The sequence below is a fragment of the Pseudomonas syringae CC1557 genome, assembly GCF_000452705.1.
Lineage (GTDB): Bacteria > Pseudomonadota > Gammaproteobacteria > Pseudomonadales > Pseudomonadaceae > Aquipseudomonas > Aquipseudomonas syringae_F.
This window is the reverse complement of record NZ_CP007014.1, coordinates 1,631,361-1,656,649: the sequence shown is the minus strand read 5'-3', so window position 1 is coordinate 1,656,649 and position 25,289 is coordinate 1,631,361. Positions and strand designations below refer to the sequence as shown.

Here is a 25,289-nt window from a genome sequence, read left to right as displayed (position 1 = left end):
TCAGTCGAAAACGATGCCCTGCGCCAGTGGCAGCTCGCGGGAATAGTTGACGGTGTTGGTCTGCCGACGCATATAGGCGCGCCACGAATCGGAGCCGGACTCGCGACCGCCACCGGTTTCCTTCTCGCCACCAAACGCGCCGCCGATCTCTGCGCCGCTGGTACCGATGTTGACGTTGGCAATACCGCAATCGCTGCCCGCCGCGCTCTGGAATGCTTCGGCTTCGCGCAAATCAGTGGTGAAGATGCACGACGACAGGCCCTGCGGCACTTCGTTGTTCAGGCGCAAGGCCTCTTCGAATTCGTCGTAGGCCAGCACGTAGAGAATCGGCGCGAAGGTTTCGTGACGCACCACATCGCTCTGGCCTGGCATTTCGGCGATGGCCGGCGTGACGTAATAACCGTTCGGGTATTGGTCCTGCAACTGACGCTCGCCACCGAACACCTGACCGCCCTCGTCACGGGCCTTGGTCAATGCGTCTTGCATTGCCGAGAACGCCTGCTGGTCGATCAGCGGACCAATCAGATTGCCTTCGCGTGGATCACCTACCCGTACTTTGGCGTAGGCCGCTTTCACGCGGGAAACGACTTCGTCCTTGATCGAGCGATGCACGATCAGACGGCGCAAGGTGGTGCAGCGCTGACCGGCGGTGCCTACGGCGCTGAACAGAATGCCGCGCACGGCCAGGTCCAGATCGGCACTTGGGGCCAGGATCATTGCGTTGTTGCCGCCCAGTTCCAGAATGCTGCGGCCGAAACGTGCTGCAACACGCGGGCCGACTTCACGGCCCATCCGGGTACTGCCGGTGGCGCTGATCAGCGGTACACGCGGGTCGTCGACCAGTGCTTCACCGGCGTCACGGTCACCGATCACCAATTGGGCCAGCGCTGCAGGGGCATCACCGAAAATCTTCAGCGCCTTATCGAACAGCGCCTGACAGGCCAGGGCCGTGAGTGGGGTCTTTTCCGACGGTTTCCAGATCACCGGGTTGCCGCAGACCAGCGCCAGCGTGGTGTTCCAGGCCCAGACCGCGACCGGAAAGTTGAAGGCGCTGATCACGCCGACCACGCCCAGCGGGTGCCAGGTTTCACGCATGTGGTGGCCAGGGCGCTCGGACGCGATGGTCAGGCCGTACAACTGCCGCGACAGACCGACGGCGAAGTCGCAAATGTCGATCATTTCCTGCACTTCGCCCAGGCCTTCCTGAGTGATCTTGCCCGCCTCGACCGACACCAGCTCGCCGAGATCAGCCTTGTGCTCGCGCAGCACTTCACCAAAGATCCGCACCAGCTCGCCGCGACGCGGAGCGGGTACGGTGCGCCATTGCAGGAATGCACTGTGGGCAGTGTCGATGCGCGCCACGACCTGCGCCTTGTTTTCCAGCGTGACCGAGGCAATCCGGCTACCGTCAATCGGGGTGTAGACCGGGTAGTCCCCTTGTGTGTGGGCACTGTTCGCCACGCCCAGACGGGCTAATAACTCGGCAACCATATTGATTCTCCTGTCATGGACTAAAAATCACTGATGACCGCAGTATCGACCCGGACGCAGCCTGCCCACAAACGACGATTTTGAAAAACATGATTCCTTTTAGGAATGAACTTCAGCGTATTGAGGGCGGCCAAGGCGCCCACTTCGGGAATTATTGGAATGACCCAGTGATTTTATTTCGTTTGCGAGTGAGGTCCGATGTTTGTTTGGATACGGCCATCATGATCACCCGGAGCCAGGGCCAGGCCGATGAGCGAACACATCAGCGAATCCATTTCCTTTGTCCATAACATGACGCTGTCCCACGGCCGCAACGCCGAAGTCTGGGACACCACCGGCAAGCGCTACATCGACTTTGTCGGCGGCATCGGCGTGCTCAATCTCGGGCATTGCAACCCGCAGGTGGTCAGAGCGATTCAGGATCAGGCCGCAAAACTGACCCATTACTGCTTCAACGCCACGCCTCACGACCCTTATATTCGCTTCATGCAGCAACTGACGCAGTTTGTGCCGGTGAGTTATCCGCTGAGTGGCATGCTCACCAACAGCGGCGCAGAAGCTGCGGAAAACGCGCTGAAGATCGTGCGTGGCGCAACCGGCCGCACGGCGGTGATCGCCTTCGACGGCGGTTTTCACGGCCGTACCCTGGCGACCCTTAACCTCAACGGCAAGGTTGCACCGTATAAACAGAAGGTCGGCGTGCTGCCTGGCCCGGTGTTTCACATCCCGTTTCCCAGCAAAGACAACGGCGTGACCACCGAGCAGGCGCTCAAGGCCATGGATCGGCTGTTCAGCGTCGAGATCGATGTCAACGATGTGGCCTGTTTCATCTTCGAACCGGTACAAGGTGAAGGCGGCTTTCTGGCTATGGAGCCGGACTTCGCTCAGGCGCTGCGCGCCTTCTGTGACGAGCACAAGATCGTGCTGATTGCTGACGAGATTCAGTCCGGTTTCGGGCGCACCGGGCAGCGCTTTGCGTTCACCCGGCTGGGTATGGAACCGGACCTGATTCTGCTCGGCAAAAGCATCGCCGGTGGCATTCCGCTGGGTGCCGTGGTCGGCCGCAAGGCATTGATGGACACCCTGCCCAAGGGCGGGCTGGGCGGCACGTATTCCGGCAATCCGATCGGCTGCGCAGCGGGCCTCGCTTCGCTGGAACAAATGACCGATGAAAACCTGTCCGGTTGGGGTGAACAGCAGGAAAGCGCCATTGTTTCGCGTTACAACAGCTGGCAAGCGAGCAAACTGTCTGCGTATCTGGGCAGGCTGACCGGCGTCGGCTGCATGCGCGGTATCGAGTTGATAACGCCAGAGGGCAAACCCGGCACCCAACAACTTGCCGAACTGCTGAGCTCGGCACGGGACGCCGGGCTGTTGCTGATGCCCAGCGGCAAGTCGCGACACATCATCCGCCTGCTGATCCCGTTGACCATCGAGTCCGAAGTGCTGAACGAAGGGCTGGATATTTTCGAGCGTTGCCTGGCAGCGCTGGCGTGAACCTGTACGGAGAAAACACCCTGATGAGCACTGCACGCTTCGCCGACCCTGACCAGATTCGCGCCGGCTTCTCCCGCGCAATGTCGCAGATGTACCAGCAGGAAGTGCCGCTGTATGGCACGCTCATGGAACTGGTGAGCGAGGTCAACGAGCAGGTCATGAGCCATGACAGCAGCGTGCTGGACAGCTTGCGCCAGACCGGTGAAATCCAGCGGCTGGACATGGAGCGCCACGGCGCCATCCGGGTCGGCACTGCGCTGGAACTGGCCACCCTCGCCCGCCTGTTCGCGGTGATGGGCATGCAGCCAGTCGGCTATTACGACCTTACGCCAGCCGGTGTGCCAGTTCACTCCACTGCGTTTCGTGCCGTGCATGAGCAAGCCCTGCAGGTCAGCCCGTTTCGGGTGTTTACCTCGCTGCTGCGTCTGGAGCTGATCGAGAGCGACAGCCTGCGCGAGTTCGCCAGCCAGGTGCTCGCCAGACGCACGATCTTCACGCCAAAAGCCCTCGAACTAATCGCGAGGCACGAAGCCGATGGCGGGTTGAGTGATGACGAGGCAGCCGAATTTATTCAGCAGGCGCTGGAGACCTTTCGCTGGCACAACACAGCGACCGTATCGCTTGATGAATACCGACAGTTGAACGCACAGCATCGCCTGATCGCCGATGTGGTGGCGTTTCGTGGCCCGCACATCAACCACCTGACGCCGCGCACGCTGGATATCGACGCCGTGCAACGCGGCATGCCCGGCAAAGGCATCACGCCCAAGGCGGTGGTCGAAGGCCCTCCGCGCCGACAGTGCCCGATTTTGCTGCGCCAGACCAGTTTCAAGGCGCTGGAGGAATCGATCAGCTTCCTGGGTCGGGGTGGCAATCAGTCAGGCAGCCATTCGGCACGCTTCGGCGAAATCGAACAGCGTGGCGCAGCACTGACACCCAAAGGTCGCGAGCTGTATGACCGGCTGTTGAATGAAGCACGCGACGAACTGGGTGAATTTCCCAACGAAGCCAATGCGGTGCGCTATGCCGCGCTGCTGGAGAAGGCCTTCAAGGCGTTTCCGGACACTCATAGTGAAATGCGTGCGCAGGGACTGGCGTATTTCCGCTACTTCCCGACCGGATCAGGTATTGCAGCACACGCATCCGGCAGCCTGGAGCAACTTGTCGAAGCAGGTCATGTGCGCTTCGAACCGCTGGTGTACGAGGACTTTCTGCCGGTGAGTGCGGCGGGCATTTTCCAGTCCAACCTTGGCGATAACGCACAGGCGCATTACGCGACCAACTCGAACCAGCAGGATTTCGAACAGGCACTGGGGTGTCGGACGCTTGATGAACTGGCGTTGTATGCCGATACCCAGCGGCGCTCGCTGGAAAAGTGTGCCGAAGCGCTGGGGCTGAAATCACTGGCCTGACCTGATCTCAAAAGAGGACGCGGAGCGTCCAGAAAGGCATGCCGACGCAGAGCGTCGCACGATAAAAAGTCATACCTTTAGCGTTCCTCACGCTCCAGCGCAGTAATGCAGTTCTCGACGCTCTGCGTCGCAAAGAGGACGCGGAGCGTCCAGAACGGCATGCGGCGCGGAGCGTCGCACGATAACTGCGCGAAGCGCTGGCGCTATATTCTCAAGGCCCGCGCAGCCCTCTTCTGTGTTCTGTTTAAAGCAACGATAAATAAAATCCCGAATATTGGTGTGCAACCCTGCGCTATGCATACTGCGGTGACGAGGGGCAGCAAAGTGCCGTATTCAAAGGCTCATCCCTTTGAATAGCGCACTTGATGATCACCCTGTAAAAGGCTCGAAGCAGCCTGGTCCGGTTCACGCCAGACTCCATAAAAATACTCGGCCGGATAACGGTCTCCATGGCTCCATGGACTTTCAACGCTGCCCTGGCGCTTCACTGCGCCGACCTGAAAACAGAATAACGATTAATAAGGCCTGAAAAAGGCCATTCAGCAGGCAAGGGGATGATCATGCAAGACTCACACGCTGCAGTGTCGGGCGACAATCAGGCGGTTTCATCGATGGTGAAACTCTACGTCTGGGCCGCCATTATCCTCATCATTGCCGAATCGATCGGTGCCATCAGTATTCCGCTAGGTCCAGGCAAAGTGGTGTTGCTGCCTATGGTGTGGGCGCTGTTGATCGGCGCGATGATTGGCATTGCCAGTCGGCGCCTGCCAGGTACCATCGGTATCGATCATGGCACACAGCTGCGCTCGGCATCGATCCTGCAACCCGCCCTGCTGATCTTCATCGCCAAACTCGGCCTGGTGGTCGGCGGCTCGTTACCGGTGGTATTCGCGTCGGGATGGGCGCTGGTGTTTCAGGAATTTGGTCACTTTGTCGGCACCGTGATGCTCGGTCTGCCAGTGGCTCTGATGCTCGGTATCAAACGCGAAGCTATCGGCGCGACCTTCTCGGTCGGCCGTGAACCCAGCCTGGCGATCATTGGCGAGCGCTACGGCATGGACTCTCCGGAAGGTCGCGGTGTCCTCGCCGAATACCTGACTGGCACGCTGTTCGGTGCGCTGTTCATCGCCGTCGTTGCCGGTTATATCGCCAGCCTGGGAATCTTCCACCCCAACTCTCTGGCGATGGGTTCTGGCATCGGTTCGGGCAGCATGATGGCTGCCGCAGCCGGTGCGATTGCCGCGCAACAGACGCCGGAAGTCGCCAAGGAAGTCATGACCCTGGCCGCTGCGTCCAACCTGATTACCACCACCATCGGCACCTATTTCACCCTGTTCATCTCCCTGCCGCTGGCGGTATGGGGTTATCGAGCGCTTGAGCCACTGATTGGCCGCACTACCAAAGCGTCCATGAGCGACGAAGGCTTGCGCCAGAGCGATGTGTCGCTGGACGTGCCGGAACTGGGTTGGTCGGGCAAGATCAGCGCGTGGCTGGCGGCCGGTGCATTGGCGTTGATTGCCAACTATGTCGGTTACAAGACCTTGTCGGCCGATGCCTTTACCGGCATGGGCATCATGATCTTCTGTGCGTTCGTCGGTGAAGCGCTGTGCAGCCTGATCGGTCGCAAGATCCCGGCAGTGTGCATGGTCTCGCTGGTGGCGATGTTCCTGACCTCCCCGGCCTGCCCATGGGCAGCCGAGATCGCCCGGTTGACCAGCTCGATCAACATGCTGGCAGTCATCACCCCGATGCTGACCTTCGCCGGCCTGTCGATTGCAAAGGACCTGCCGGCCTTCCGCCGCCTGGGCTGGCGCATCGTGCTGGTGTCGTTTCTGGCCAACTTCGGTACCTTCATCGGCGCAGTGCTGATTGCCGAGATGTTTCATTGATCCGGTTTCATTGACCCGGATTGAGCTGTTCCAGCGCCTCGCTCACCAGCCAGTCATGTACTGCGCGCCGTGACGGGGTGTTGAGCGCGCCCTCGCGATAGGCCAGAACGTATTTCTTTCTGGCCTTGATCGGATGGCCGAACGGCACGATCAGCAAGCCCTGCTCAAGTTCATCGGTGATCAGTGCCTTGCGGGCAATGGCCACACCCATGCCCATACGCGCAGCGTCGATGGTCAGGTGATTGCGGTTGAAGGTATGGCCACGCCGCACATCGATCCCGTCCGCCCCGATGGCGGTCAGGTAAAATTCCCACTCAGCGTACTCATAGCTGCCACGCCAGGCGGTAATGTCGTGCAGCAGCGGAAAGTGCACCAACTGGCTGGGCGTATCCAGTGGCGGTTTGCCCACCAGCAGGCTCGGCGAGCAGACCGCAAACAGCTCTTCTTCCAGCAACGGCGTGGTCGACAGGCCAGGATAACTGCCGTCATTCAGGTCGATAGCCAGATCAAAGTCGTCATCGCGCAACGAGCCGCTGCTGTCTTCAGCGATGATTCGCAACTGGATGTCTGGAAAGGCCGCCTGCAAGCGTGGCAAACGCGGCATCAGCCATTTGCTGAGAAACGACGGGATGCAACGCAGCTTGAACACCCCGCCGATGCGCCCGGAATACAGCAGGCGCAACTCTTCGCTGATGCGGCTCTGCACCTCGTTGGCGACCACCGCCAGACGCTGACCTTCCGCTGTCAGCTCAAGCCCGCGCCCGACCCGATGAAACAGCGCAAAACCCAAGCGCTCTTCGAGCTGGCGCATCTGCTGGCTGATGGCCCCTGGGGTGACGTGCAGCTCTTCCGCACAACGGGTGAATGAAAGATGCCGGGCTGCACAGGCGAATACCTGCAACCAGGCGTGCATCTGGGCATTGAAGATTCTGCTCATTGAAGAGTTCCGCTAAAGCGTTGCATAGCAACAATCGTTTGCCGTTTCGACAGCCGAAGCCAAAGATGAGGACCAGAAAAAGGGGAATATCAAATTCCCGCGCATCATCTCACTTGAAGGACCTTCGTGATGGCCATCAGCGTCTTCGACATGTTCAAAATCGGCATCGGGCCGTCCAGTTCTCATACCGTCGGGCCGATGCGCGCCGGGGCGTTGTTCGTCACCGAGCTGCGCAACCAGGACCGGTTGCCTAGCGTAGAACGTATCGAGGTGCGATTGTACGGTTCTCTTTCCGCCACGGGCATCGGGCATGGCAGCGACCGCGCGACGGTCATGGGGCTGATGGGCGAATGGCCGGACCAGATTGACCCGAGTCAGGTCAATCAACGCATTGACGCATTGCGCGCCGACAACCAGCTGATGCTGGCGGGCGAACAGGCCATCACCTTCGTCTGGGAACGGGACATGTGCCTGCTCGACGAAAGCCTGCCCTATCATCCCAACGGCATGACCCTGTGCGCCTATGGCAAGACCGGTGAAGTGTACGAGCAGACCTACTATTCGGTGGGCGGCGGTTTTGTGATCGACGCCGAACAGGCGGCAAGCGGCGTGCTGGACAGCGACACCACGGTCCTGCCTTATGACTTTTTCAGTGGCGCGCAGTTGCTGAGACTGTGCAAGACCCACGGCATGAGCATTTCCGAACTGATGATGGCCAACGAAAAAGTCTGGCGCAGCGAGGAAGAGATTCGCGAGAAGATTATGGTCATCTGGGCCGCGATGCGTGCCTGTGTGGACAAGGGCCTGCTTGAAACCGGCATCCTGCCCGGTGGTTTGAACGTGCGTCGTCGCGCTTACCGCTTGCACCAGAACCTGCAAAATCTCGACAACCCGAACGTGATCGGCTCGACCCTGAGTGCCATGGAATGGGTCAACCTGTTCGCCCTGGCGGTCAACGAAGAGAACGCTGCTGGCGGTCGTATGGTCACTGCACCGACCAACGGCGCAGCCGGTATCGTGCCTGCGGTGCTGCATTACTTCATGAAATTCAAACCCACGGCCAATGATGACGATGTGGTGCGCTTCTTCCTGAGCGCCGCAGCGGTCGGCATTCTGTGCAAGAAAAATGCATCGATCTCGGGTGCCGAAGTGGGTTGTCAGGGCGAAGTCGGCTCGGCCTGCGCCATGGCCGCCGCCGGGCTGGCAGAGATTCTCGGTGCCACTCCGGAGCAGGTGGAAAACGCTGCCGAGATCGGTCTGGAACATAACCTGGGGCTGACCTGCGATCCGGTCGGCGGGCTGGTGCAGATTCCGTGCATCGAACGCAATGCGATTGCCGCTGTGAAGGCCATCAATGCCGCACAGATGGCCTTGCGTGGCGACGGTGAGCACCACATCTCGCTGGATCACGCCATCCGCACCATGCGCGACACCGGCGCCGACATGCACGACAAATACAAGGAAACCTCACGCGGCGGGCTGGCGGTGAATCTGATCGAGTGCTAACCCGGCGATTACGGATTCAGCAGCTCCGAACCCGAATAGAAGATGCCGGCCAGTGCAATCAGCAGCAGGGTCATGCTGGAAACTATCTCGATCTTGCGCTTGTACTTCAAGGCCAGTTTCTGACGCATGAGGAAGATGTAGGAGAACATGATCGACAGGTCAAGGATCACGTAGATCCCCGACAACAATGCGATGCTGCCTTTGAACGAAGCGGTGACGTGAATGAATTGCGGGAAAAACGAGACAAAGAAAATGATGTCCTTGGGATTGGAAATCCCCACCAGAAAGCCGGTGACCAATCCACTGTGCCTGCTTTGCTTCGGGATCGGCGCTGCATCGGTCTTTACAGGTGCAGAACGCAACGCCTGTCCCAGCACCTGAAAGGACATATAGGCGATGAACAAGCAACCGACCAGGCTGATCCAGTTCAGTATCTGCATGCTGACCGACAGTGTGCCGGCCAGGATCAGTACCGAGACCATCACCAGTGCCAGCGACGCCCAGTTGGTACCCAACGCCGTCAACACTGCCCGTTTCGGCCCGCACGCAAGGCTGGTACTGACGACAAGCGCCACCACCGGGCCGGGTATGATGATCAGCATGAAGACACTGAAAGTGTAGATAAGCAGCAACGATATATCCATGGGTACTCAACGCTCGCTAAAAGGGTCAGTGGTGTTGACTTTGATGTGAAGAGGGCATTTGGATAACGACAGCCCGCCTTTCTCGTATAACTGGTACTGCTTCCACTCAAGGCTTTCGCGATCACCGAAAAAGCCCAGCGTGTCGGGCATCACGCCCTTGTTGTAGTCGGCGATACGCTGACGAATCCTCTCCCTGATCTTGCGCCCGCTTTCCGTCTCGGCACTCGCCACTTCGTCAAAGTTTTCACGGGGGTTGATCACGAATACGATGTGCCCACCCAGCGAGCGGCTTTTCATCGCGGTATGGCGGGGGAAACTCATGTTGATGAACAACGGCAGCCCGGCGAAGTGGTAAGTCCATTCGAACGTTTCCGGATCTGTGCAGGCGCCAGCGGGCCAGGGCGAACTGTCTTCGTCATGCAAATATTGCAACGCGGCCCATGCATGGGCCTGTTCTTCGGCGAGGGTGTTGAAATCGTTTTTTTCGAAAATGACGATCAGCGGATTAAACAGGCGATCTTCAAGTGGCGTTTCATTGACAAAATTTACATACGCTTGCAGGCCTTCACACAGCGTCTGCCGCTCATGTTTTTCGGGGATGAACAGCAGCAGGCAACTTCCGGATTTATTGGCGCGACGTCCGAACAGGCAAGGGAAACCCTGGTCACTCAGCACCTGTTCGAACTGCCTGTACGCCTGAACTCTCCACCCCATTTCAATAGCGGTATCACTGGCCAACAACTGTCTGACAACCGATTGACGCAGCAGCATTTCGGACTTGGGCAGCATATTCCCTCACGCGCGCAGCAAATAAGAACACTGCCTTATTGTTCATTTTTTGCGACAGTGACAAGTTGGCGATTCTGAACGCATACGCGAGCGCGAGAAAATGGAAAAAGGTGTAATCTACTATGACAAATAATCATGGTTAGTTATCACATGACTCAACGTATCCCGCCGCTTTACGCGCTGAGAGCTTTCGAAGTAGCGGCTCGATCATGCTCGTTTACACGTGCTGCGCAGGAATTATCGCTCACCCAGAGCGCTATCAGCCGCCACATTCGCACCCTGGAAGAAACCCTCGGTTGCAGACTGTTCGAACGCAACGGCCCGCGGCTTTCGTTGAGTGATGAGGGCCGGCGGCTGTCCAGCCAGCTCAAGATCGGCTTCCGGATCATCGAAGACGCGTGTCAGCCGTTTCGCGGCCAAGGTGCGAATCTGCGCCTCAAGTCACCGTCCACCCTGACCATGCGCTGGTTGCTGCACGCATTGGAATCCTTCAAACAACCTACGCCCACTTTGCCGGTTCAGTTGTCCAGTGTGTGGATGGACTTTGATAGCGTCGACTTCTATTCAGAGCCCTACGATTGCGCGATTCTGCTGGGTAACGGCAACTTCGGTGCCGAGGTCGAGACCTGCAAGCTGTTCGATGAGTGGCTGATTCCGATCTGCTCGGCAGACACGCTGGGCGACCAGCCATGGGGGCCTGAGCGCCTGGAGGATGCTGAGCTCATCCATCCGTCCAGCGACCGCAGGGACTGGCGGCGCTGGCTGAGCCGCATGGACCTCGCTGGTCACGTGACGTTGAGCAACGGCAAGGTGTTCGACACCCTTGATCAGGGCATCACCGCTGCTGTCAGAGGGCACGGGGTATCGATTGGCGATCTGTTTCTGGTCGCTGATGACCTGAAAGAGGGTCAGGTGTTTCTGCCCTTCAATTCAGCGGTTGGCACCGGCGACGCCTATTACCTGGTCTGGTTGCAGGACAGCTTCAAGCGTCAACGGGTACTGGAGCTCCGCGACCATCTTTTGACCTGCCTGCCTGATATATCCGGCATTGCCGTGGAATTGCTCGCGGCGCCTTGACACGCAGTTCTGTTACTTACAGGCCTGACACCTATCGTTCCGCACGCTCCAGCGTGGGAGCGCATTGGCTCCGCGTCGGCATGCAGTTCTGGACGCTCTGCATCCTCTGTGTAGCGCTCCGCGTCACACAGCTGTTTTGCGAGGCCAGTTAGATATGTTTGCGACTCGAGGCACCTTTTCGCCCCTCGGCGACCTACTTTGATGGGGCCAAAGTAGGCAAGCCCCTTGGCCCAGGACTCAGCCGTCACTTACGTCGCAATCTGCGTCGTCAGTACCATCGTGATAAAAAAAAGGGCTTTTTATGAGCAAGGCATTACGTTGTGCTGTAGCACAGACTTGACGAGCTGCGTTGCAAGCCCGCGCTGCGCACTCAGGATCAAGCGCGCAGGCAAGCCATTCAACTCACCGGCAAACACTGCTCCACCAGCGACGTCCACACCGCTACACCCGGTTCGATCACCTGATCGTTGAAGTCGTAATACGGGTTGTGCAGTGCCGCCGAGGGCTTGTCGCCGTCGACACCCATCCAGATGTATGCCCCCGGACACGCATGCAGCATGAAGGCGAAGTCTTCAGAGGCCATGGAGGGGTTACAGCCCCATTGCACATTGGCCTCACCCACTGCGGCGACCGCTGCACGACGGACAGTGGCTGCCGCTTCGACGTGGTTTTCGGTCACCGGATAACCGACGTTGTAGACCAACTCGCCACGCACGCCGAATGCCGTCGGCAGACGCTCGACGAATTCGCCGATCAGTTTCTGGACCTTCTCCCGAACCGGCGTTTGCAGGCAACGCACCGTACCGCGCAGCACGGCGGTTTCCGGAATCACGTTGATGGCCTCACCGGCGTTGAACTGGGTAATGCTGACCACCGCCGAATCCAGTGGCGAGAGGCGTCGGGAGACGATGGTCTGCAGCCCCAGCACCAGCTCGGCAGCCGCCACGATCGGGTCATTGCCCTTGTCCGGCATGGCTGCGTGACTGCCCTTGCCGGTCAGGGTTATTTCAAAGGTGTCCAGCGAGGCCATCATCGGCCCCGGATTGATCACCACCTTGCCGGCAGGTACGCCCGGCCAGTTGTGCAGGCCGTAGATAGCGTCCATCGGGAAGCGCTCGAACAGGCCGTCGTCGATCATGCGTTGTGCACCGCCGAGATTTTCCTCGGCAGGCTGGAAGACAACATGCACCGTGCCGCGAAACCGACGGGTTTCCGACAGGTGCCGGGCGGTCGCCAGCAGAATGGCGGTGTGGCCGTCGTGCCCACAGGCATGCATGCAACCTTTATGCGTCGACTTGTGCACGCTGTCGCCCAGTTCCTGAATCGGCAAGGCGTCCATGTCGGCACGAATGCCGATGGTCGGGCCGTCGCCATTGCGCAGAGTGCCAACCACGCCAGTGCCACCCAACCCGCGATGCACCTCAAGGCCAAAACCGGTGAGCAGATCAGCCACCTTGTCGGAGGTTTTCAGCTCCTGAAACCCTAGCTCCGGCGCGGCGTGAAGGGTGCGGCGCCAGACGGTTGCTTCGTCAATCAGTGTCTTTGAAATGGACATTTACTTACTCCAGGCTCGCGCCGTAGCCAAAACTGGCGGCCGGCTTGGCGGCGGTTTCGACCCAGACGCTCTTCACTTCGCTGTATTCGCGCAGGGCATCCAGACCGGAAGAGCGGCCATAACCACTCTCACCATAGCCGCCGAACGGCGAACTGACGTGAATAGTCTTGTAACCATTGACCCAGAATGTCCCGGCACGCACCTGTTTTGCAACGCGGTGGGCACGGCCGACATCACGAGTCCAGACGCCACCGGCCAGGCCGAAACGGCTGTCATTGGCGATACGGATCGCATCCTCTTCATCCTTGAACGGAATCGCCACGACCACAGGGCCGAAGATCTCTTCCTGCGCGCAGTGCAGATCGTTAGTACCTGCCAGGACAGTCGGGTTGATGTAATAACCGGGCTTGTCAGGGATCGGATCAGCCTGCTCGCCAACCAGCCTCGCGCCATCTTTCAGCGCCCGCTCGACCATGCCTTTCACATGGTTGTACTGTTTGGCGTTGTTGATCGGGCCAATCTGGGTTTCCGGATCGCTCGGGTCACCTACCTTGAATTGCGTCGCAGCGACGGCCAGCGCGTTGGTGAATTTCTCGAAGATCGATTCCTGTACCAGCAAGCGTGAACCGGACACACAGCTTTGCCCGGCGCCGGAGAAGATAGCGGCCTGAGCACCGCGCAGAGCGACCTCCAGATCGGCATCGTCGAACACGATATTGGCCGACTTGCCGCCCAGTTCCAGTACGGCAGGAATACAGCGCTGCGCCGCAGCCACGGCAATATGCCGACCGGTCGCTGGCGAGCCAACGAACACCACCTTGCGAATGTCTGCCTTGGCAATGAACGCCTGGCCGATGGAATGGCCGAACCCGGCAATCACGTTGACCAGCCCTTTAGGCACACCCGCACGCTCGATCAAAACACCGACGATCAACGAACTGAGCGGTGTCAGTTCTGACGGCTTGAGAATGACGGCGTTACCCGCTGCAATCGCCGGGGCGATCTGCCAGCCGCAGGTGAAAATTGGCGCGTTCCACGGGGTTATCTGCAATACCGTGCCCAACGGTTCGTAAGTCACGTAATTGAGGTGCGTGGTTGGCACCGGGATGATTTCGCCGTGCAGCTTGTCGGCCCAGCCGGCGTAATATTCAAACATCTCGGCGACTTTGAGCACTTCGACGCGGGCATCGCGGATCGGTTTATTGGCGGTCAGGGATTCGATCTGCGCGAGGTTTTCCAGCTCGTCACGAATCTGATTACCCACCTGATACATGGCGCGACCACGTGCCTGAGCGGTCAACGCCCACCATTGTTGTTGCGCTGCCTTGGCCGCCTTGTCGGCAACCTCGACCAAGGATTCGTCAGCATCCGGAAAGCTCAGCAGCAGGCTGTCGTCATGCGCATTGCGCACTTCAACCGGCGCACCGTTGCCTTCGATGAACTGGCCCCCGACGTAGCTGGCGATAACACTGCGATCGCCCCAGTAAGGGCGCATCAGTTCGAGGATTTTTGCAGTGCTCATCACTTATTCTCCATGACCGTAAAGTTTGGCATCGGTGCGTTGCACGATGGCGCAGAAGTCTTCGTTGTCTGCCAGGGTTTCGCTGCTGGCTTGCCACAATTGCGCGACCACCCGCGACAGCGGCAGGTCCATGTCGAGGCTGTCTGCCAGATCGCTCGCCAGCCCTACGTCCTTGCGCATCAGGCCCATGGTGAAGCCCGAGTCATAGGCCTTGTTGAGGACCCAGGTGGGGAACATGACTTGCGTGGCGCCACTGCGCCCGGAACCGGCGTTCAGGCCTTGCAGGAGTTTTTCCGGGTCGACACCGGCGCGCGCTGCCATCGCGACCGCTTCGGCGGTGCTGATCAAGTGGCAGGCAGCAAGCATGTTGTTGGCAATCTTGGCCACGTTGCCCGCGCCACATTGCCCGACGTGCACGCGGGTGCCGCTCATGCCTTCCAGCACCGGCATGGCGCGGGCCAGGTCTGCGTCTTCAGCGCCGATAACCATCGACATGGTGCCGGTGGCTGCGCCTTTCGGACCGCCTGACACCGGGGCGTCGATGAACGCGATACCGGCTTTTGCCAGTTCAGCGGCGACCTTGCGGCTCATTTCCGGCGTTGAGGTGGTGGTGTCGACGACGATCAGCCCTTTGCGACCGAACTCGGCGATGCTGCCCGCACCGAGACAGACCGACTCCACATGCTCGGCCTTGGGCAGCGACAGAATCAGGATGTCGACGCTCTGAATCAGTTGCTGACGGTCGGCGACCGGCTTGACGCCTTTGCTCTCGGCCTGGGCCAGTGCCGCCTGCGACAGGTCGAAGCCACTGACATCAAAACCCTTGCTTGCCAGAGTGGCGGCCATGCCGCCGCCCATGTTGCCCAATCCGATCACACCTGTTCTCAACGTCATGTCTGCATCTCGATTAGTTTTGTAAGAATTCAGGGAGGCTGCGCGCAGTCGCGTGAGGGCTGCGCTGATGAACCGAGTATGGACAGCGCTCTCCCCCCTCAGCAATAATCAAAAAATCGAATTTATGTTGCCTTTAGCGCAACACTGGAAGCCCATGAGCCTCGTTCAAGATCGACGCATCCTGTATTTTTTCGAAGCCGTACGGTTGGGCAGTGTTCGGGCTGCGGCCGATTACCTCAACGTGGCGCCCTCGGCGGTCAGCCGCCAGATCGCCCAGTTGGAACAGGAGTTGGGCTCACCGCTGCTGGAGCGCCATCGACGCGGCGTAAAGCCGACCGAAGCTGGCGACAAGGTGCTGGCTTATTACCGCCAGCGGCTGACACAACAGGAAGTGCTGCTGGACTCGATTCAGGCGCTGAGAGGCTTGCACAGCGGCTCGGTGACGCTGGTCTCCGGGGAAGGGTTTCTCGAAAGCCTGGCGCAACCACTGGCCCGGTTTTCCGAGCTGTATCCTAGAATCGAACTGATCGTGAACGTATGCGGCAGTAACGAAGTGATCCGCCAGGTGGTCGAGGATGAAGCGCACATCGGTCTGGTCTTCAACCCGGCTGCCGACCCGAAAATCCGCTCGCATGCGCATCAGCGTCAGCCCGTGTGTGTGATCACCGGCCCGGATCATCCGCTGACTGATGAAACGGGTGCGATAGAGCTGCGAGCACTCGAACAATACCGCGTCGCGCTGCCAGCGGTGTCTTACGGCATTCGCCAGATTCTCCTGCAAGCCGAGCATCAACTGGGCATCACGGTGCAGCCGACGCTGACCTGCAGCACCTTCGCCATGCTCAAGCATTTTGCCATGCAGGGCGGCGTTACGTTGCTGCCGACCTTCGTGGTGGAAGAGGAAATAAAGTCTGGAAAGCTGCGCGCCCTGCCTTTGCAGCACGAAGTGTTCAGCAGCCCGCAGACGCACCTGATCAGCCGCCTGGGCCGTCAGTTAAGCGTTGGCGCCAACCGTTTGATGGGCATGCTGTTGCAGGACATGACGGCATTTCGGAATTGACCTACCGTTAGTCCCCGCGTCGAGCAATCGCGCTGAACCAACAAAAACCTCATGGTTCATCTTCAGTAACGGATCGGAATTTTCTGCTACCACTGAGGATTAACCATGAGAGCTTTGACTTACCACGGCGCGAACAGTGTGAAGGTCGATACAGTGCCGGACCCTGTGATCGAGCAAGCGGATGACATCATTCTGCGCGTAACGGCCACCGCCATTTGCGGTTCCGACCTGCACTTGTATCGCGGCAAAATCCCGACGGTGGAACACGGCGACATCTTTGGTCACGAGTTCATGGGTGTCGTAGAAGAAACAGGCTCGGCCGTCACGGCCGTGGCCAAAGGCGATCGCGTGGTGATCCCGTTTGTTATCGCCTGCGGCAGCTGTTTTTTCTGTGACATTGATCTGTTCGCCGCCTGCGAGACCACCAATACCGGGCGTGGCGCGATCATGAACAAGAAGTCCATTCCGCCAGGGGCCGCCTTGTTTGGTTTCAGCCATCTGTATGGCGGCATTCCCGGTGGCCAGGCTGAATATGTGCGGGTGCCCAAGGCCAACGTCGGTCCGTTCAAGGTGCCCGGCACGCTGTCTGACGAGAAGGTGCTATTCCTCTCCGACATCCTGCCCACAGCCTGGCAGGCAGTGACCAATGCGGGGATAGGCGCGGGGTCAAGCGTTGCCATCTACGGCGCAGGTCCGGTCGGTTTGATGAGCGCAGCGTGCGCGAAAATGCTGGGTGCCGAGAGGATCTTCATGGTCGATCACCACCCGTATCGCCTTGCCTACGCACAGAAAACCTACGGTGTGATCCCGATCAATTTCGATGAAGACGATGATCCGGCAGACACCATCATTCGCCAGACACCGGGCATGCGAGGCGTGGATGGCGTGGTCGATGCAGTGGGTTTCGAGGCCAAGGGCAGCACGACGGAAACCATCCTTGCCACCCTGAAACTCGAAGGCAGCAGCGGCAAGGCCCTGCGTCAGTGCATCGCCGCGGTGAGACGTGGTGGCGTGGTCAGCGTGCCGGGCGTATACGCCGGGTTCATCCACGGCTTCATGTTCGGTGACGCGTTCGACAAGGGCCTGACCTTCAAAATGGGCCAGACCCACGTGCATCGCTTCATGCCCGAATTGCTGGAGCACATCGAGGCCGGTCGACTTGAACCCGAAGCCATTATCACCCACCGCATGTCACTGGAAGACGCAGCCTTGGGCTACAAGCTGTTCGACAAGAAGGAAGAGGATTGCCGCAAGGTCATTCTGACGCCGGGCAATAACACCATTGTGGTGCCAGACAACACGACTGAAGCCCTGGTCGGGGGTGGCGTGCCGGCTATGTGAGGTACAAGCTCTCTGTTGATTCTGGCCTGGGGCCGTAGGAGCGAACGTGTTCGCGAACGGTATTTCAGACGATGTATTTTCATCGCTCATGCCGACCCCTTCGCGAACACGTTCGCTCCTACGCCCGCCGGGCAGAAGCCTGAAAGGCACGTATTTTCTGTTCTCCAGAATGTGTGTGTAGCGCTAAGCTGCGCTTTCACTGGTCACCGGCTCATATAGGCAAACCGGCCTTTGAACGGTTTGCCAATGGGGTCGGCCAGGTCGCCGTGCTTGCTGGTGGTCAGCCCCAGTTCGACCAGCGATTCGGCCAGTTTCACTGCAGCCGCAACGCCGTCGATAACCGGTAGACCAATCGCTTCGCTCAGTTGCCTGGCCAGATCGGCCATGCCGCCACACCCCAGAACGATCGCGCCGGCACCTTCCTGATCACGGGCGATCAGCGCCTGTTCGGCCATGAGTTCGATCAACTCCGGCCCGCTCTCTTCAAGCGCCAGCACCGGCAGGTCGATGCAGCGCACCGACGTACACACTTCACTGAAACCATAACGCTGCAACAAATGCTCGGCGATGATGCGTGTGCGGGTCAGGGTAGTGACGACCGCAAAGCGGGTGGAAATCAGACTTGCCATGTGAAAAGCCGCTTCGGCGATGCCGATGACCGGTGCGCTGGCGTACTCACGTGCGGCCAACAGGCCTGGGTCGCCAAAACAGGCAATGATGTGCGCATCGACGTGTTGCTCGCGGCCTTTGCGTATTTCTTCGAGCACGCCCAGAGTGGCGATGGCTTCGTCAAAATGACCTTCGATAGACACCGGGCCATCCTCCGGACTGCACGCAAGGATCTGCGTGCCCGGACGCGCGACGGCTTGCGCTGCCAGACCGATCTTGTGGGTCATGGCTTCGCTGGTGTTGGGATTGATCACTTGAATACGCACCGGAACTCCTTCAGCGCTGCTTGAAAATGCTGTGAAAATCGACTGTTTCATTAACCGGCTCGTCCACGTTCAGACTGGCGCGAATGCGCCGCAAGTGTTCGGCCATCCACTCACGCGCCTGTCCGCCCTGCCCGGCTTCGAGCAACGTCAGCAGATCAACGTGCTGACCACAATCGCAACCCACACTGCGCCGCGAGCCGTAAACCGCAACAATCAATGATGAACGCGTGGTGAGCTGTGCGACCTGCTCGGTCAATACCTGATTGCCCGCCAGCGCACACAACTGCACATGAAAGCGCGCCGACAACTGGATGGCTTCGCTGTGACGCCCGGCGTGCTGCGCCGCGTGCTCCTGATCGCAAAGCAGGCGCAGCGCCTCCAGCCGCTGCCCCGCGACACGCGCAGCAATATCGGCCATCAGCGCCGGTTCGATCAATTGCCTGGCACCCAAAACATCCTGCGCCTCCTGCGCCGAAGGCTGCGCAACTTCCGCGCCGCGCTTGGGGCGCAAGGTCACCAGGCGCTCCAGCGCCAAGCGCTGCAACACCTTGCGGATACCGGTCCGGCTGACCTCGAAGACCTCGGCCAGTGCATCCTCGGGCAGGCGCGTGCCCGGTGCCAGGCGGTGCTCGACGATCGCCTCAAGAACGTGCTGATAAATCTGTTCGTCACGGCCTTTTTCATCGGCCGCAGGTGTCAGGAACAAAGGAGCGCTGGCAGGTCGAGTCATGATTTCAGATCACTTGATCGGTACGGATCGTATACAGGAATAGTGCCCGATGTGGCGCTGGATGAGTAGTGCTATCTAAAAGGGATATTCAAGGCTGACAGCCCTCTGCCGCACCGTAACTGAGCAAAAGCGCCCCGTTTGCGTGCAATTCCAGAGGCACGATGAGCCTGTCCGCCACGCCAGCTTTTCTCGTGAGATCGCCAACTTATACCGTCTGCGTCAGGTTCAGACTCGTTTAAAATCCTGTGGCACAGCTTTTGCGTACACGATCGTATACAAAAATATCAGCGATCGTACCCTGATCTCATCTCATGCAATGAGCCCACGCAACAAGGGAGTTACGCAATGACAGATCAACGCCCGGCCGGATACAGTCCGCGCCTGCACAACCACGACCTGGGGCCGGTGCCGCAAAAGTGGACCTGGTACAACATCCTGGCGTTCTGGATGAGTGACGTACACAGCGTTGGCGGCTATGTGTTCGCCGCCAGTCTGTTTGCACTGGGGCTGGCGAGTTGGCAGGTCTTGATCGCGCTTTTGGTCGGTATCGGCATCATTCAGGTAATTGCCAATCTGGTCGCCAAACCCAGCCAGCAAGCCGCTGTTCCTTACCCGGTCATTTGTCGTCTGGCCTTTGGCGTGTTCGGCGCCAACATCCCCGCGATCATTCGCGGCCTGATCGCGGTGGCCTGGTACGGTATTCAGACTTACCTGGCGTCCAGCGCGCTGGTCATTGTGGTGCTGCGCTTCTTCCCCGAACTGGCTGCGTACCAGAACATGACTTTTTTCGGCCTGTCCTGGCTCGGCTGGTTCGGTTTCCTCACGCTGTGGGTGGTACAGGCCGCCGTATTCTGGACCGGCATGGAGTCGATCAGGCGCTTCATCGACTGGGCCGGCCCTGCGGTGTACGCCGTGATGTTTACGCTGGCGGGCTGGATCGTCTGGCGCGCCGGTTGGGACAACATCAGCTTTACCCTGGCTGAAAAAGAGCTGTCTGGCTGGGCTGCGTTCGGTCAGGTGGTGATGGCCATTGCGCTGGTGGTCTCGTACTTCTCCGGGCCGACCCTGAATTTCGGTGATTTCAGCCGCTACTGCCGCAGCATGGCGGACGTGCGTCGCGGTAATTTCTGGGGCTTGCCAGTGAATTTTCTGGCGTTCTCACTGGTTACAGTGGTGATTGTTTCCGGCACCCTGCCGATCTTCGGCGAGATGATCCACGACCCTATCGCCACCGTGGCGCGTATCGACAACACCACCGCCGTGCTGCTGGGCGCGTTTACTTTTGTCACCGCCACCGTCGGCATCAATATCGTTGCCAACTTCGTTTCCCCGGCCTTCGATTTCGCCAATGTGGCACCCAGCCGCATCAGCTGGCGCGCCGGTGGCATGATCGCAGCTGTGGCGTCGATCTTCATCACGCCATGGAACCTGTTCAACAACCCGGAAGTGATCCACTACACCCTGGACGTGCTCGCTGCCTGCATCGGCCCGTTGTTCGGCATCCTGTTGGTGGATTACTACCTGATCAAGAAACAGCAGATTGATGTCGACGCCCTGTTCAATGACACGCCAAGCGGCCGCTACTGGTACACCAACGGTGTGAACTGGACAGCCGTCACCGCCTTGCTGCTGACGGCGCTGGTCGGCCTGTGCTTCACCTTCATAGAATGGTTCAAGCCGATCGCCAATTTCGCCTGGTTTACCGGCTGTATCCTCGGTGGCGTAGTGTTTTATGCGCTGACACGCTGGTCGCCGGAGCGGGCTGCAAATAGGCTGGCGCCTGTCGGCCAGAACTGAAAAAAAGCGTCAGGTGCCTGTAAGCCGACCTGTTATCGGCACCTGACGCTGTAAAATCCGCAGACAATATCCCTTCAATACACACCGCTGCGCCCTCCTCTTCGAATCGTCCTGAGCGTATTGCCCCCCCAGTTCGACAATCCTGGAAGCCATGAAACGCCCATCCTGCCTGCCTCGCACAAATTGCTGCGCACTCGACGTGATATTAATTTAATATCACTCATAGTCGGAAGCCATTGAATGATCAAGTGTCACTGACTGCTTGCACGGATAGGCGCACAAAATAGAATAAATTTTGTACAACTTTCAGGCCGCGGCGCTGCCCTATGGATGTGGCTTTGCGAACCAGGCGTTCAAGTGGGTTGATAGTGATGAGCAATGATGTTTCCAGCGGCAGATCGTATGCCCCCCAATTACCCGGTACCTCGGCACAGGAAGCTGCAGAGCGGCTGCAACTCGCGCTGGATTCGGGCGCAGTGGTTGGCACGTGGGTGTGGGACATTGTTGCTGACAGCCTGACGAGCGATGAACGATTTGCCCGAACCTTCGGCTTGTGTCCGAAGCTGTGCGCCAAAGGGCTGCCTCTGAAAACGGTAACCGCTTCGATTCATCCTGACGACGTGACTCACGTCTACAAGGCCATCGAAGACGCACTGTCCAGTGGTGATCCCTACCGATATGAGTACCGGGTGCTGCATCAGGACGGCGTTTATCGCTGGGTTGAAGCCAGCGGACGGATCGAGCGCGACATCGACGGCAAACCGGTTCGCAGCCTGGGCATACTGCTCGACATCAATAGCCGACGTGCGGCCGAGGCCGAGCGAGACCGGCTCAATGAACTGCTGCGCATATTCACCGCAGCAGTCCCGGGCGTCGTCTACGCCAAGGATCTCGAAGGCAGAATGCTTGTAGCGAACCGGGGCACTGCCGAGCTGGTCGGCAAGCCGCCCGAGTTTTTTATCGGCAAGACTGATCTGGAATTTCTTGATGACAAGGATCAGGCGCGCATTCTCATGGAGACTGACCGTCGGATCATGAGCAACAACGTCAGCGAACAGATTGAAGAACACGTCAATCTTCCTGACGGCTCCGCCGCTATCTGGTTATCCACCAAAGCCCCCATGGTTGATAACAACGGCAACGTGATCGGTGTGATTGGCTCGTCCATCGACGTAACAGCCAGGAAGAAAGCCGAAGAGGCGGTCCGGGAGCTTAATCTGACACTGGAGCAGCGCATCGAACAGGCCGTGCTGGAGCGCGAGCAAGTTGAAGATGCCTTGCGCCACTCACAGAAGATGGACGCCGTCGGACAATTGACGGGCGGCATCGCTCATGACTTCAACAACCTGCTGGCCGGCATCTCGGGCAGCCTGGAACTGATCACCAGACGACTCTCGCAAGGGCGCGTTGGCGACGTCGACCGGTATGTATCGGTGGCGCAGAGCGCAGTGCGCCGCGCCGCTTCGCTGACTCACCGTTTGTTGGCCTTTTCGCGGCGTCAAACGCTGTCTCCGAAGGTGACCGATGTCAACGCACTGATCAATGACATGGAAGAGCTGATCACGCGCACGGTGGGTCCGGAGATAGAAATAAAAGTCATTGCCCAGGCTGACGTGTGGCCTGCGCTGATTGATCATGCGCAACTGGAAAGTTCGCTGTTGAACCTGTGCCTGAACGCACGCGATGCCATGCCGAACGGCGGACGCATCATCATCGAGACCGGGAACGCTTCGCTCGATGAATGCATCGACCCGGATCATGGCATCCCGGCTGGCGAACACTTGAGCATTCGCGTCACCGACACTGGCAGTGGCATGAGTCCGGAGGTGGTGGCAAAGGCCTTCGAACCGTTCTTCACCACCAAACCGATTGGTGCAGGCACTGGCCTCGGGCTTTCGATGGTCTACGGTTTCGTGCGCCAGTCAGGTGGGCAGATCAAGGTTGAATCCGTCGTAGGCAAAGGCACCAGTGTCGTGATGCACCTGCCGCGCCACACCTCCTCGCTTACGCCCTGCGAGGCTGAGCCTGAGACTGTGGAAGGGCCTGCGCATCGCTCGGGCGAAACCGTGCTGGTCGTGGACGACGAACCGTCTGTGCGCATGCTGGTCACCGAAGTGATCACCGGGCTTGGTTACACCTGCCTTGAAGCTGCTGATGCCCAGTCTGGCTTGCAGATCCTCAAGTCGGACGCTCGTATCGACCTGCTCATCAGTGACATAGGCTTGCCGGGCGGCATGAACGGTCGTGAAATGGCCGATGCCGCCTGCGAAAACCGTCCTGGCCTGCCCACATTGTTCATCACCGGTTACGCCAAGACCTCAGTACTCGACGGCTGCCACCTGCGTCCTTGCACCCAAGTGCTGACCAAGCCCTTCGGGCTGGACACACTGGCCGGACGAGTGAACGGGCTGATTGGCGCAACGGACGTGATGACCCGCAGCTATGCGCGCTGAGCGCTAGCCACGTGAACCCGAGCACACCCGACGGCCGATATTTTGTGGTCAAAGGGCAGCTGTGGCGGTGTTCCAATCCATCCCTGAGTGAAGATGTCCGTCAACAGCGGGTAGATGAGCTGATGGCTGCGCGTCGGCACGTAAAAGCGGCCAAGGCATCAGGAGATGCCGAAGCATTGAAGAAGGCTCGCAACAGTGTCGATAAGGCCAAGGTAGCGCTCGGGGAGCGCGGACAGGTCTGGTGGACGGATGGCGCAGCGGACTTCAATCGGTACAAGGTCGAGAACACGCCGTATGCCGAGTGGTACGAAGGACTGACTATCGATCAGGCCTGAAACCGGCCATCCTGGCAGCAAGCCGGTTCAAACATACGTCCAGCGAACCGCCATAGTCTCTCGTTTGAAGGTATGGTGACGCTTTCGCACCAGGGTGATTTATGGCTATTCAAAACCCCAACAGTTCGCAAAAGCACCTCGCTGTACTGATCGATGCCGACAATGCGCCGGCCGCCATCGTCGACGGACTTTTTGAAGAGATCGCCAAGTATGGCGTCGCCAGCGTCAAACGCATTTATGGAGACTGGACTGGCCCGCAACTTGGCGGCTGGAAGAAAGTACTGCTCGACTATTCCATCCAGCCCATTCAGCAGTTCGCCTACACCAAGGGCAAGAACGCGACCGACAGTTCGTTGATCATTGACGCGATGGACCTGTTGTACACGCGCCGTTTTGACGGCTTTTGCCTGGTTTCCAGCGACAGCGACTTCACCCGCCTGGCGTCGCGCCTGCGTGAGGAAGGCCTGACTGTTTATGGCTTCGGCGAAGAAAAAACACCTCGGCCTTTCGTGGCGGCCTGTGACAAGTTCATCTACATCGAACTGCTTCGCGAAGAGGTCACAACGCCTGCTGGCGGGGATGCCACGCCGGAGGCAACTGCATCCAATGGTAACGTCAAACCTGTCACAACCGAGGCGAGCAAGAAGCCCAGGGCTCCGGTGGATTTCATCGCGAAAATCATGGATGACATCGCTGACGAAGACGGTTGGGCACATTTGAGCGCACTCGGTACAAACATCACCAAACTGCGCCCGGAGTTTGATCCTCGCACCCATGGTTACAAAAAGCTGAGCGACTTGATCAAGGGCTACCCACAAGCGTTCGAGTTGCAGGCCCGTCCGGGCTCAGGTGGAACAGCGGTGCTGTACGCTCGGCATAAGGTGCACGGGAAGTGATGTTTTTCATACGCAAGGATCGCATCAAGTTTTGATGAGTCCTGGTTGAAAGCGGGCTCGCTGATCATAGGTAAAAAGTGATCAGCCTGAGCGCTTCTTTCTTCCAGTGCGGCCTCACCTGGTTCGGTGAGGCCGAGAATGATGTGCTGGGTATAGGGAAAAGAGGGGTCATGGTCCAGCACCATCGCTGAAATCAAAAGCCCCTCTTTCACTAACTCATCAATCATCGCCATAAAACGTTCGATGGCCGGAACATCAGACTGAAGACGTATCAATGCCATGTACAGTTGGCCAGACGTCAACTTCCGGGGTCGAATGAAGTTAGAGCTGCGCACAATTTCCAGTACGGCCAGTTCATTGGAGAAATGATTAAAATCCACAGCAGCCTCCAACATCCAAAGGCCCTGACATACCGATCAGAGGTCTTGGGATGAAGCACAGCTCGTGATGATTGGAGACGCAACTGATCCCCGTACTCATCTTACAATTCAACGAGCCAGATCCAGTTGGCAAGCACGGATTTTATAAC

21 protein-coding genes are annotated in these 25,289 nt (G+C 58.9%); 11 read left to right on the top strand and 10 right to left on the bottom strand.

What is annotated here, in order from left to right; all coding sequences use genetic code 11:
- Positions 1–1,491: an L-piperidine-6-carboxylate dehydrogenase gene (gene amaB / locus N018_RS07780; RefSeq protein WP_025389273.1), complete on the bottom strand. Its 1,491-nt coding sequence runs from the start codon at positions 1,489–1,491 to the stop codon at positions 1–3.
- A gap of 249 nt (positions 1,492–1,740) precedes the next feature.
- Here amaB and N018_RS07775 point away from each other — a divergent pair, with 249 nt between their 5' ends.
- From N018_RS07775 to N018_RS07765, 3 genes are all read left to right on the top strand, one after another.
- Entirely contained in the window at positions 1,741–2,988 is a 1,248-nt protein-coding gene (locus N018_RS07775) for a 2-aminoadipate transaminase (protein WP_025389272.1), read from the top strand.
- A 23-nt stretch (positions 2,989–3,011) separates the two neighbouring features.
- Positions 3,012–4,400 (top strand): 2-oxoadipate dioxygenase/decarboxylase HglS, encoded by a 1,389-nt coding sequence (gene hglS / locus N018_RS07770; RefSeq protein WP_025389271.1) that lies wholly within the window; start codon positions 3,012–3,014, stop codon positions 4,398–4,400.
- Between the two features lie 560 nt (positions 4,401–4,960).
- Positions 4,961–6,289 carry a DUF3100 domain-containing protein gene (locus N018_RS07765; protein ID WP_025389270.1) on the top strand — a complete coding sequence of 443 codons (1,329 nt, stop codon included), beginning with the start codon at positions 4,961–4,963 and terminating at the stop codon, positions 6,287–6,289.
- A 7-nt stretch (positions 6,290–6,296) separates the two neighbouring features.
- On the opposite strand, the gene N018_RS07760 is transcribed toward N018_RS07765, so the two are convergent.
- Entirely contained in the window at positions 6,297–7,226 is a 930-nt protein-coding gene (locus N018_RS07760) for a LysR substrate-binding domain-containing protein (protein WP_025389269.1), read from the bottom strand.
- Between the two features lie 129 nt (positions 7,227–7,355).
- On the opposite strand from N018_RS07760, the gene N018_RS07755 reads away from it, so the two are divergent.
- A complete protein-coding gene (locus tag N018_RS07755) occupies positions 7,356–8,732 on the top strand; it encodes an L-serine ammonia-lyase (protein WP_024646011.1) in 1,377 nt (458 codons plus the stop codon).
- An 8-nt stretch (positions 8,733–8,740) separates the two neighbouring features.
- On the opposite strand, the gene N018_RS07750 is transcribed toward N018_RS07755, so the two are convergent.
- Positions 8,741–9,376: a LysE family translocator gene (locus N018_RS07750; RefSeq protein WP_025389268.1), complete on the bottom strand. Its 636-nt coding sequence runs from the start codon at positions 9,374–9,376 to the stop codon at positions 8,741–8,743.
- 6 nt (positions 9,377–9,382) lie between these two features.
- A complete protein-coding gene (locus N018_RS07745) occupies positions 9,383–10,165 on the bottom strand; it encodes a YqcI/YcgG family protein (RefSeq protein ID WP_025389267.1) in 783 nt (260 codons plus the stop codon).
- Positions 10,166–10,315: 150 nt separating this feature from the next.
- Between N018_RS07745 and N018_RS07740 the strand changes: the two genes are divergently transcribed.
- Positions 10,316–11,242 carry a LysR substrate-binding domain-containing protein gene (locus N018_RS07740; RefSeq protein WP_038401713.1) on the top strand — a complete coding sequence of 309 codons (927 nt, stop codon included), beginning with the start codon at positions 10,316–10,318 and terminating at the stop codon, positions 11,240–11,242.
- Between the two features lie 397 nt (positions 11,243–11,639).
- Here N018_RS07740 and N018_RS07735 read toward each other — a convergent pair whose 3' ends face one another.
- From N018_RS07735 to N018_RS07725, 3 genes are read right to left on the bottom strand one after another with little or no spacing between them, the layout of a single operon-like run.
- The gene (locus tag N018_RS07735; RefSeq protein ID WP_025389265.1) at positions 11,640–12,797 is read right to left on the bottom strand and encodes a M20 aminoacylase family protein; all 1,158 of its coding nucleotides are present in this window, start codon (positions 12,795–12,797) and stop codon (positions 11,640–11,642) included.
- Positions 12,798–12,801: 4 nt separating this feature from the next.
- Positions 12,802–14,319, bottom strand: a complete 1,518-nt coding sequence (locus N018_RS07730; RefSeq protein WP_025389264.1) for an aldehyde dehydrogenase family protein — start codon at positions 14,317–14,319, stop codon at positions 12,802–12,804.
- Between the two features lie 3 nt (positions 14,320–14,322).
- Positions 14,323–15,213, bottom strand: coding sequence for an NAD(P)-dependent oxidoreductase (locus N018_RS07725; RefSeq protein ID WP_024646017.1), 891 nt, complete (start codon positions 15,211–15,213; stop codon positions 14,323–14,325).
- Between the two features lie 154 nt (positions 15,214–15,367).
- Here N018_RS07725 and N018_RS07720 point away from each other — a divergent pair, with 154 nt between their 5' ends.
- Together N018_RS07720 and N018_RS07715 are read left to right on the top strand one after the other, a co-directional pair.
- Positions 15,368–16,273 carry a LysR family transcriptional regulator gene (locus N018_RS07720; protein WP_025389263.1) on the top strand — a complete coding sequence of 302 codons (906 nt, stop codon included), beginning with the start codon at positions 15,368–15,370 and terminating at the stop codon, positions 16,271–16,273.
- Between the two features lie 105 nt (positions 16,274–16,378).
- Positions 16,379–17,614 (top strand): zinc-dependent alcohol dehydrogenase, encoded by a 1,236-nt coding sequence (locus tag N018_RS07715; protein ID WP_024646019.1) that lies wholly within the window; start codon positions 16,379–16,381, stop codon positions 17,612–17,614.
- A 203-nt stretch (positions 17,615–17,817) separates the two neighbouring features.
- Here N018_RS07715 and N018_RS07710 read toward each other — a convergent pair whose 3' ends face one another.
- Both N018_RS07710 and N018_RS07705 read right to left on the bottom strand, forming a co-directional pair.
- Positions 17,818–18,549, bottom strand: coding sequence for an aspartate/glutamate racemase family protein (locus N018_RS07710; RefSeq protein WP_025389262.1), 732 nt, complete (start codon positions 18,547–18,549; stop codon positions 17,818–17,820).
- A gap of 10 nt (positions 18,550–18,559) precedes the next feature.
- The gene (locus N018_RS07705) at positions 18,560–19,279 is read right to left on the bottom strand and encodes a GntR family transcriptional regulator (RefSeq protein ID WP_025389261.1); all 720 of its coding nucleotides are present in this window, start codon (positions 19,277–19,279) and stop codon (positions 18,560–18,562) included.
- A 345-nt stretch (positions 19,280–19,624) separates the two neighbouring features.
- On the opposite strand from N018_RS07705, the gene N018_RS07700 reads away from it, so the two are divergent.
- The 4 genes from N018_RS07700 (at position 19,625) to N018_RS07685 (ending at position 24,760) form a co-directional block, all read left to right on the top strand.
- Complete coding sequence (locus tag N018_RS07700; protein WP_024646022.1) at positions 19,625–21,076, top strand: NCS1 family nucleobase:cation symporter-1; 1,452 nt, start codon at positions 19,625–19,627, stop codon at positions 21,074–21,076.
- A 371-nt stretch (positions 21,077–21,447) separates the two neighbouring features.
- On the top strand, positions 21,448–23,529 hold the full coding sequence (locus N018_RS07695) for a hybrid sensor histidine kinase/response regulator (RefSeq protein WP_024646023.1): 2,082 nt from the start codon (positions 21,448–21,450) through the stop codon (positions 23,527–23,529).
- Between the two features lie 11 nt (positions 23,530–23,540).
- Complete coding sequence (locus N018_RS07690; RefSeq protein ID WP_024646024.1) at positions 23,541–23,864, top strand: hypothetical protein; 324 nt, start codon at positions 23,541–23,543, stop codon at positions 23,862–23,864.
- 101 nt (positions 23,865–23,965) lie between these two features.
- A complete protein-coding gene (locus tag N018_RS07685) occupies positions 23,966–24,760 on the top strand; it encodes an NYN domain-containing protein (protein ID WP_025389260.1) in 795 nt (264 codons plus the stop codon).
- Here N018_RS07685 and N018_RS27960 read toward each other — a convergent pair.
- Positions 24,673–25,155 carry a hypothetical protein gene (locus N018_RS27960; protein WP_080265755.1) on the bottom strand — a complete coding sequence of 161 codons (483 nt, stop codon included), beginning with the start codon at positions 25,153–25,155 and terminating at the stop codon, positions 24,673–24,675. The genes N018_RS07685 and N018_RS27960 overlap by 88 nt on opposite strands.
- Between the last annotated feature and the right edge of the window lie 134 nt (positions 25,156–25,289).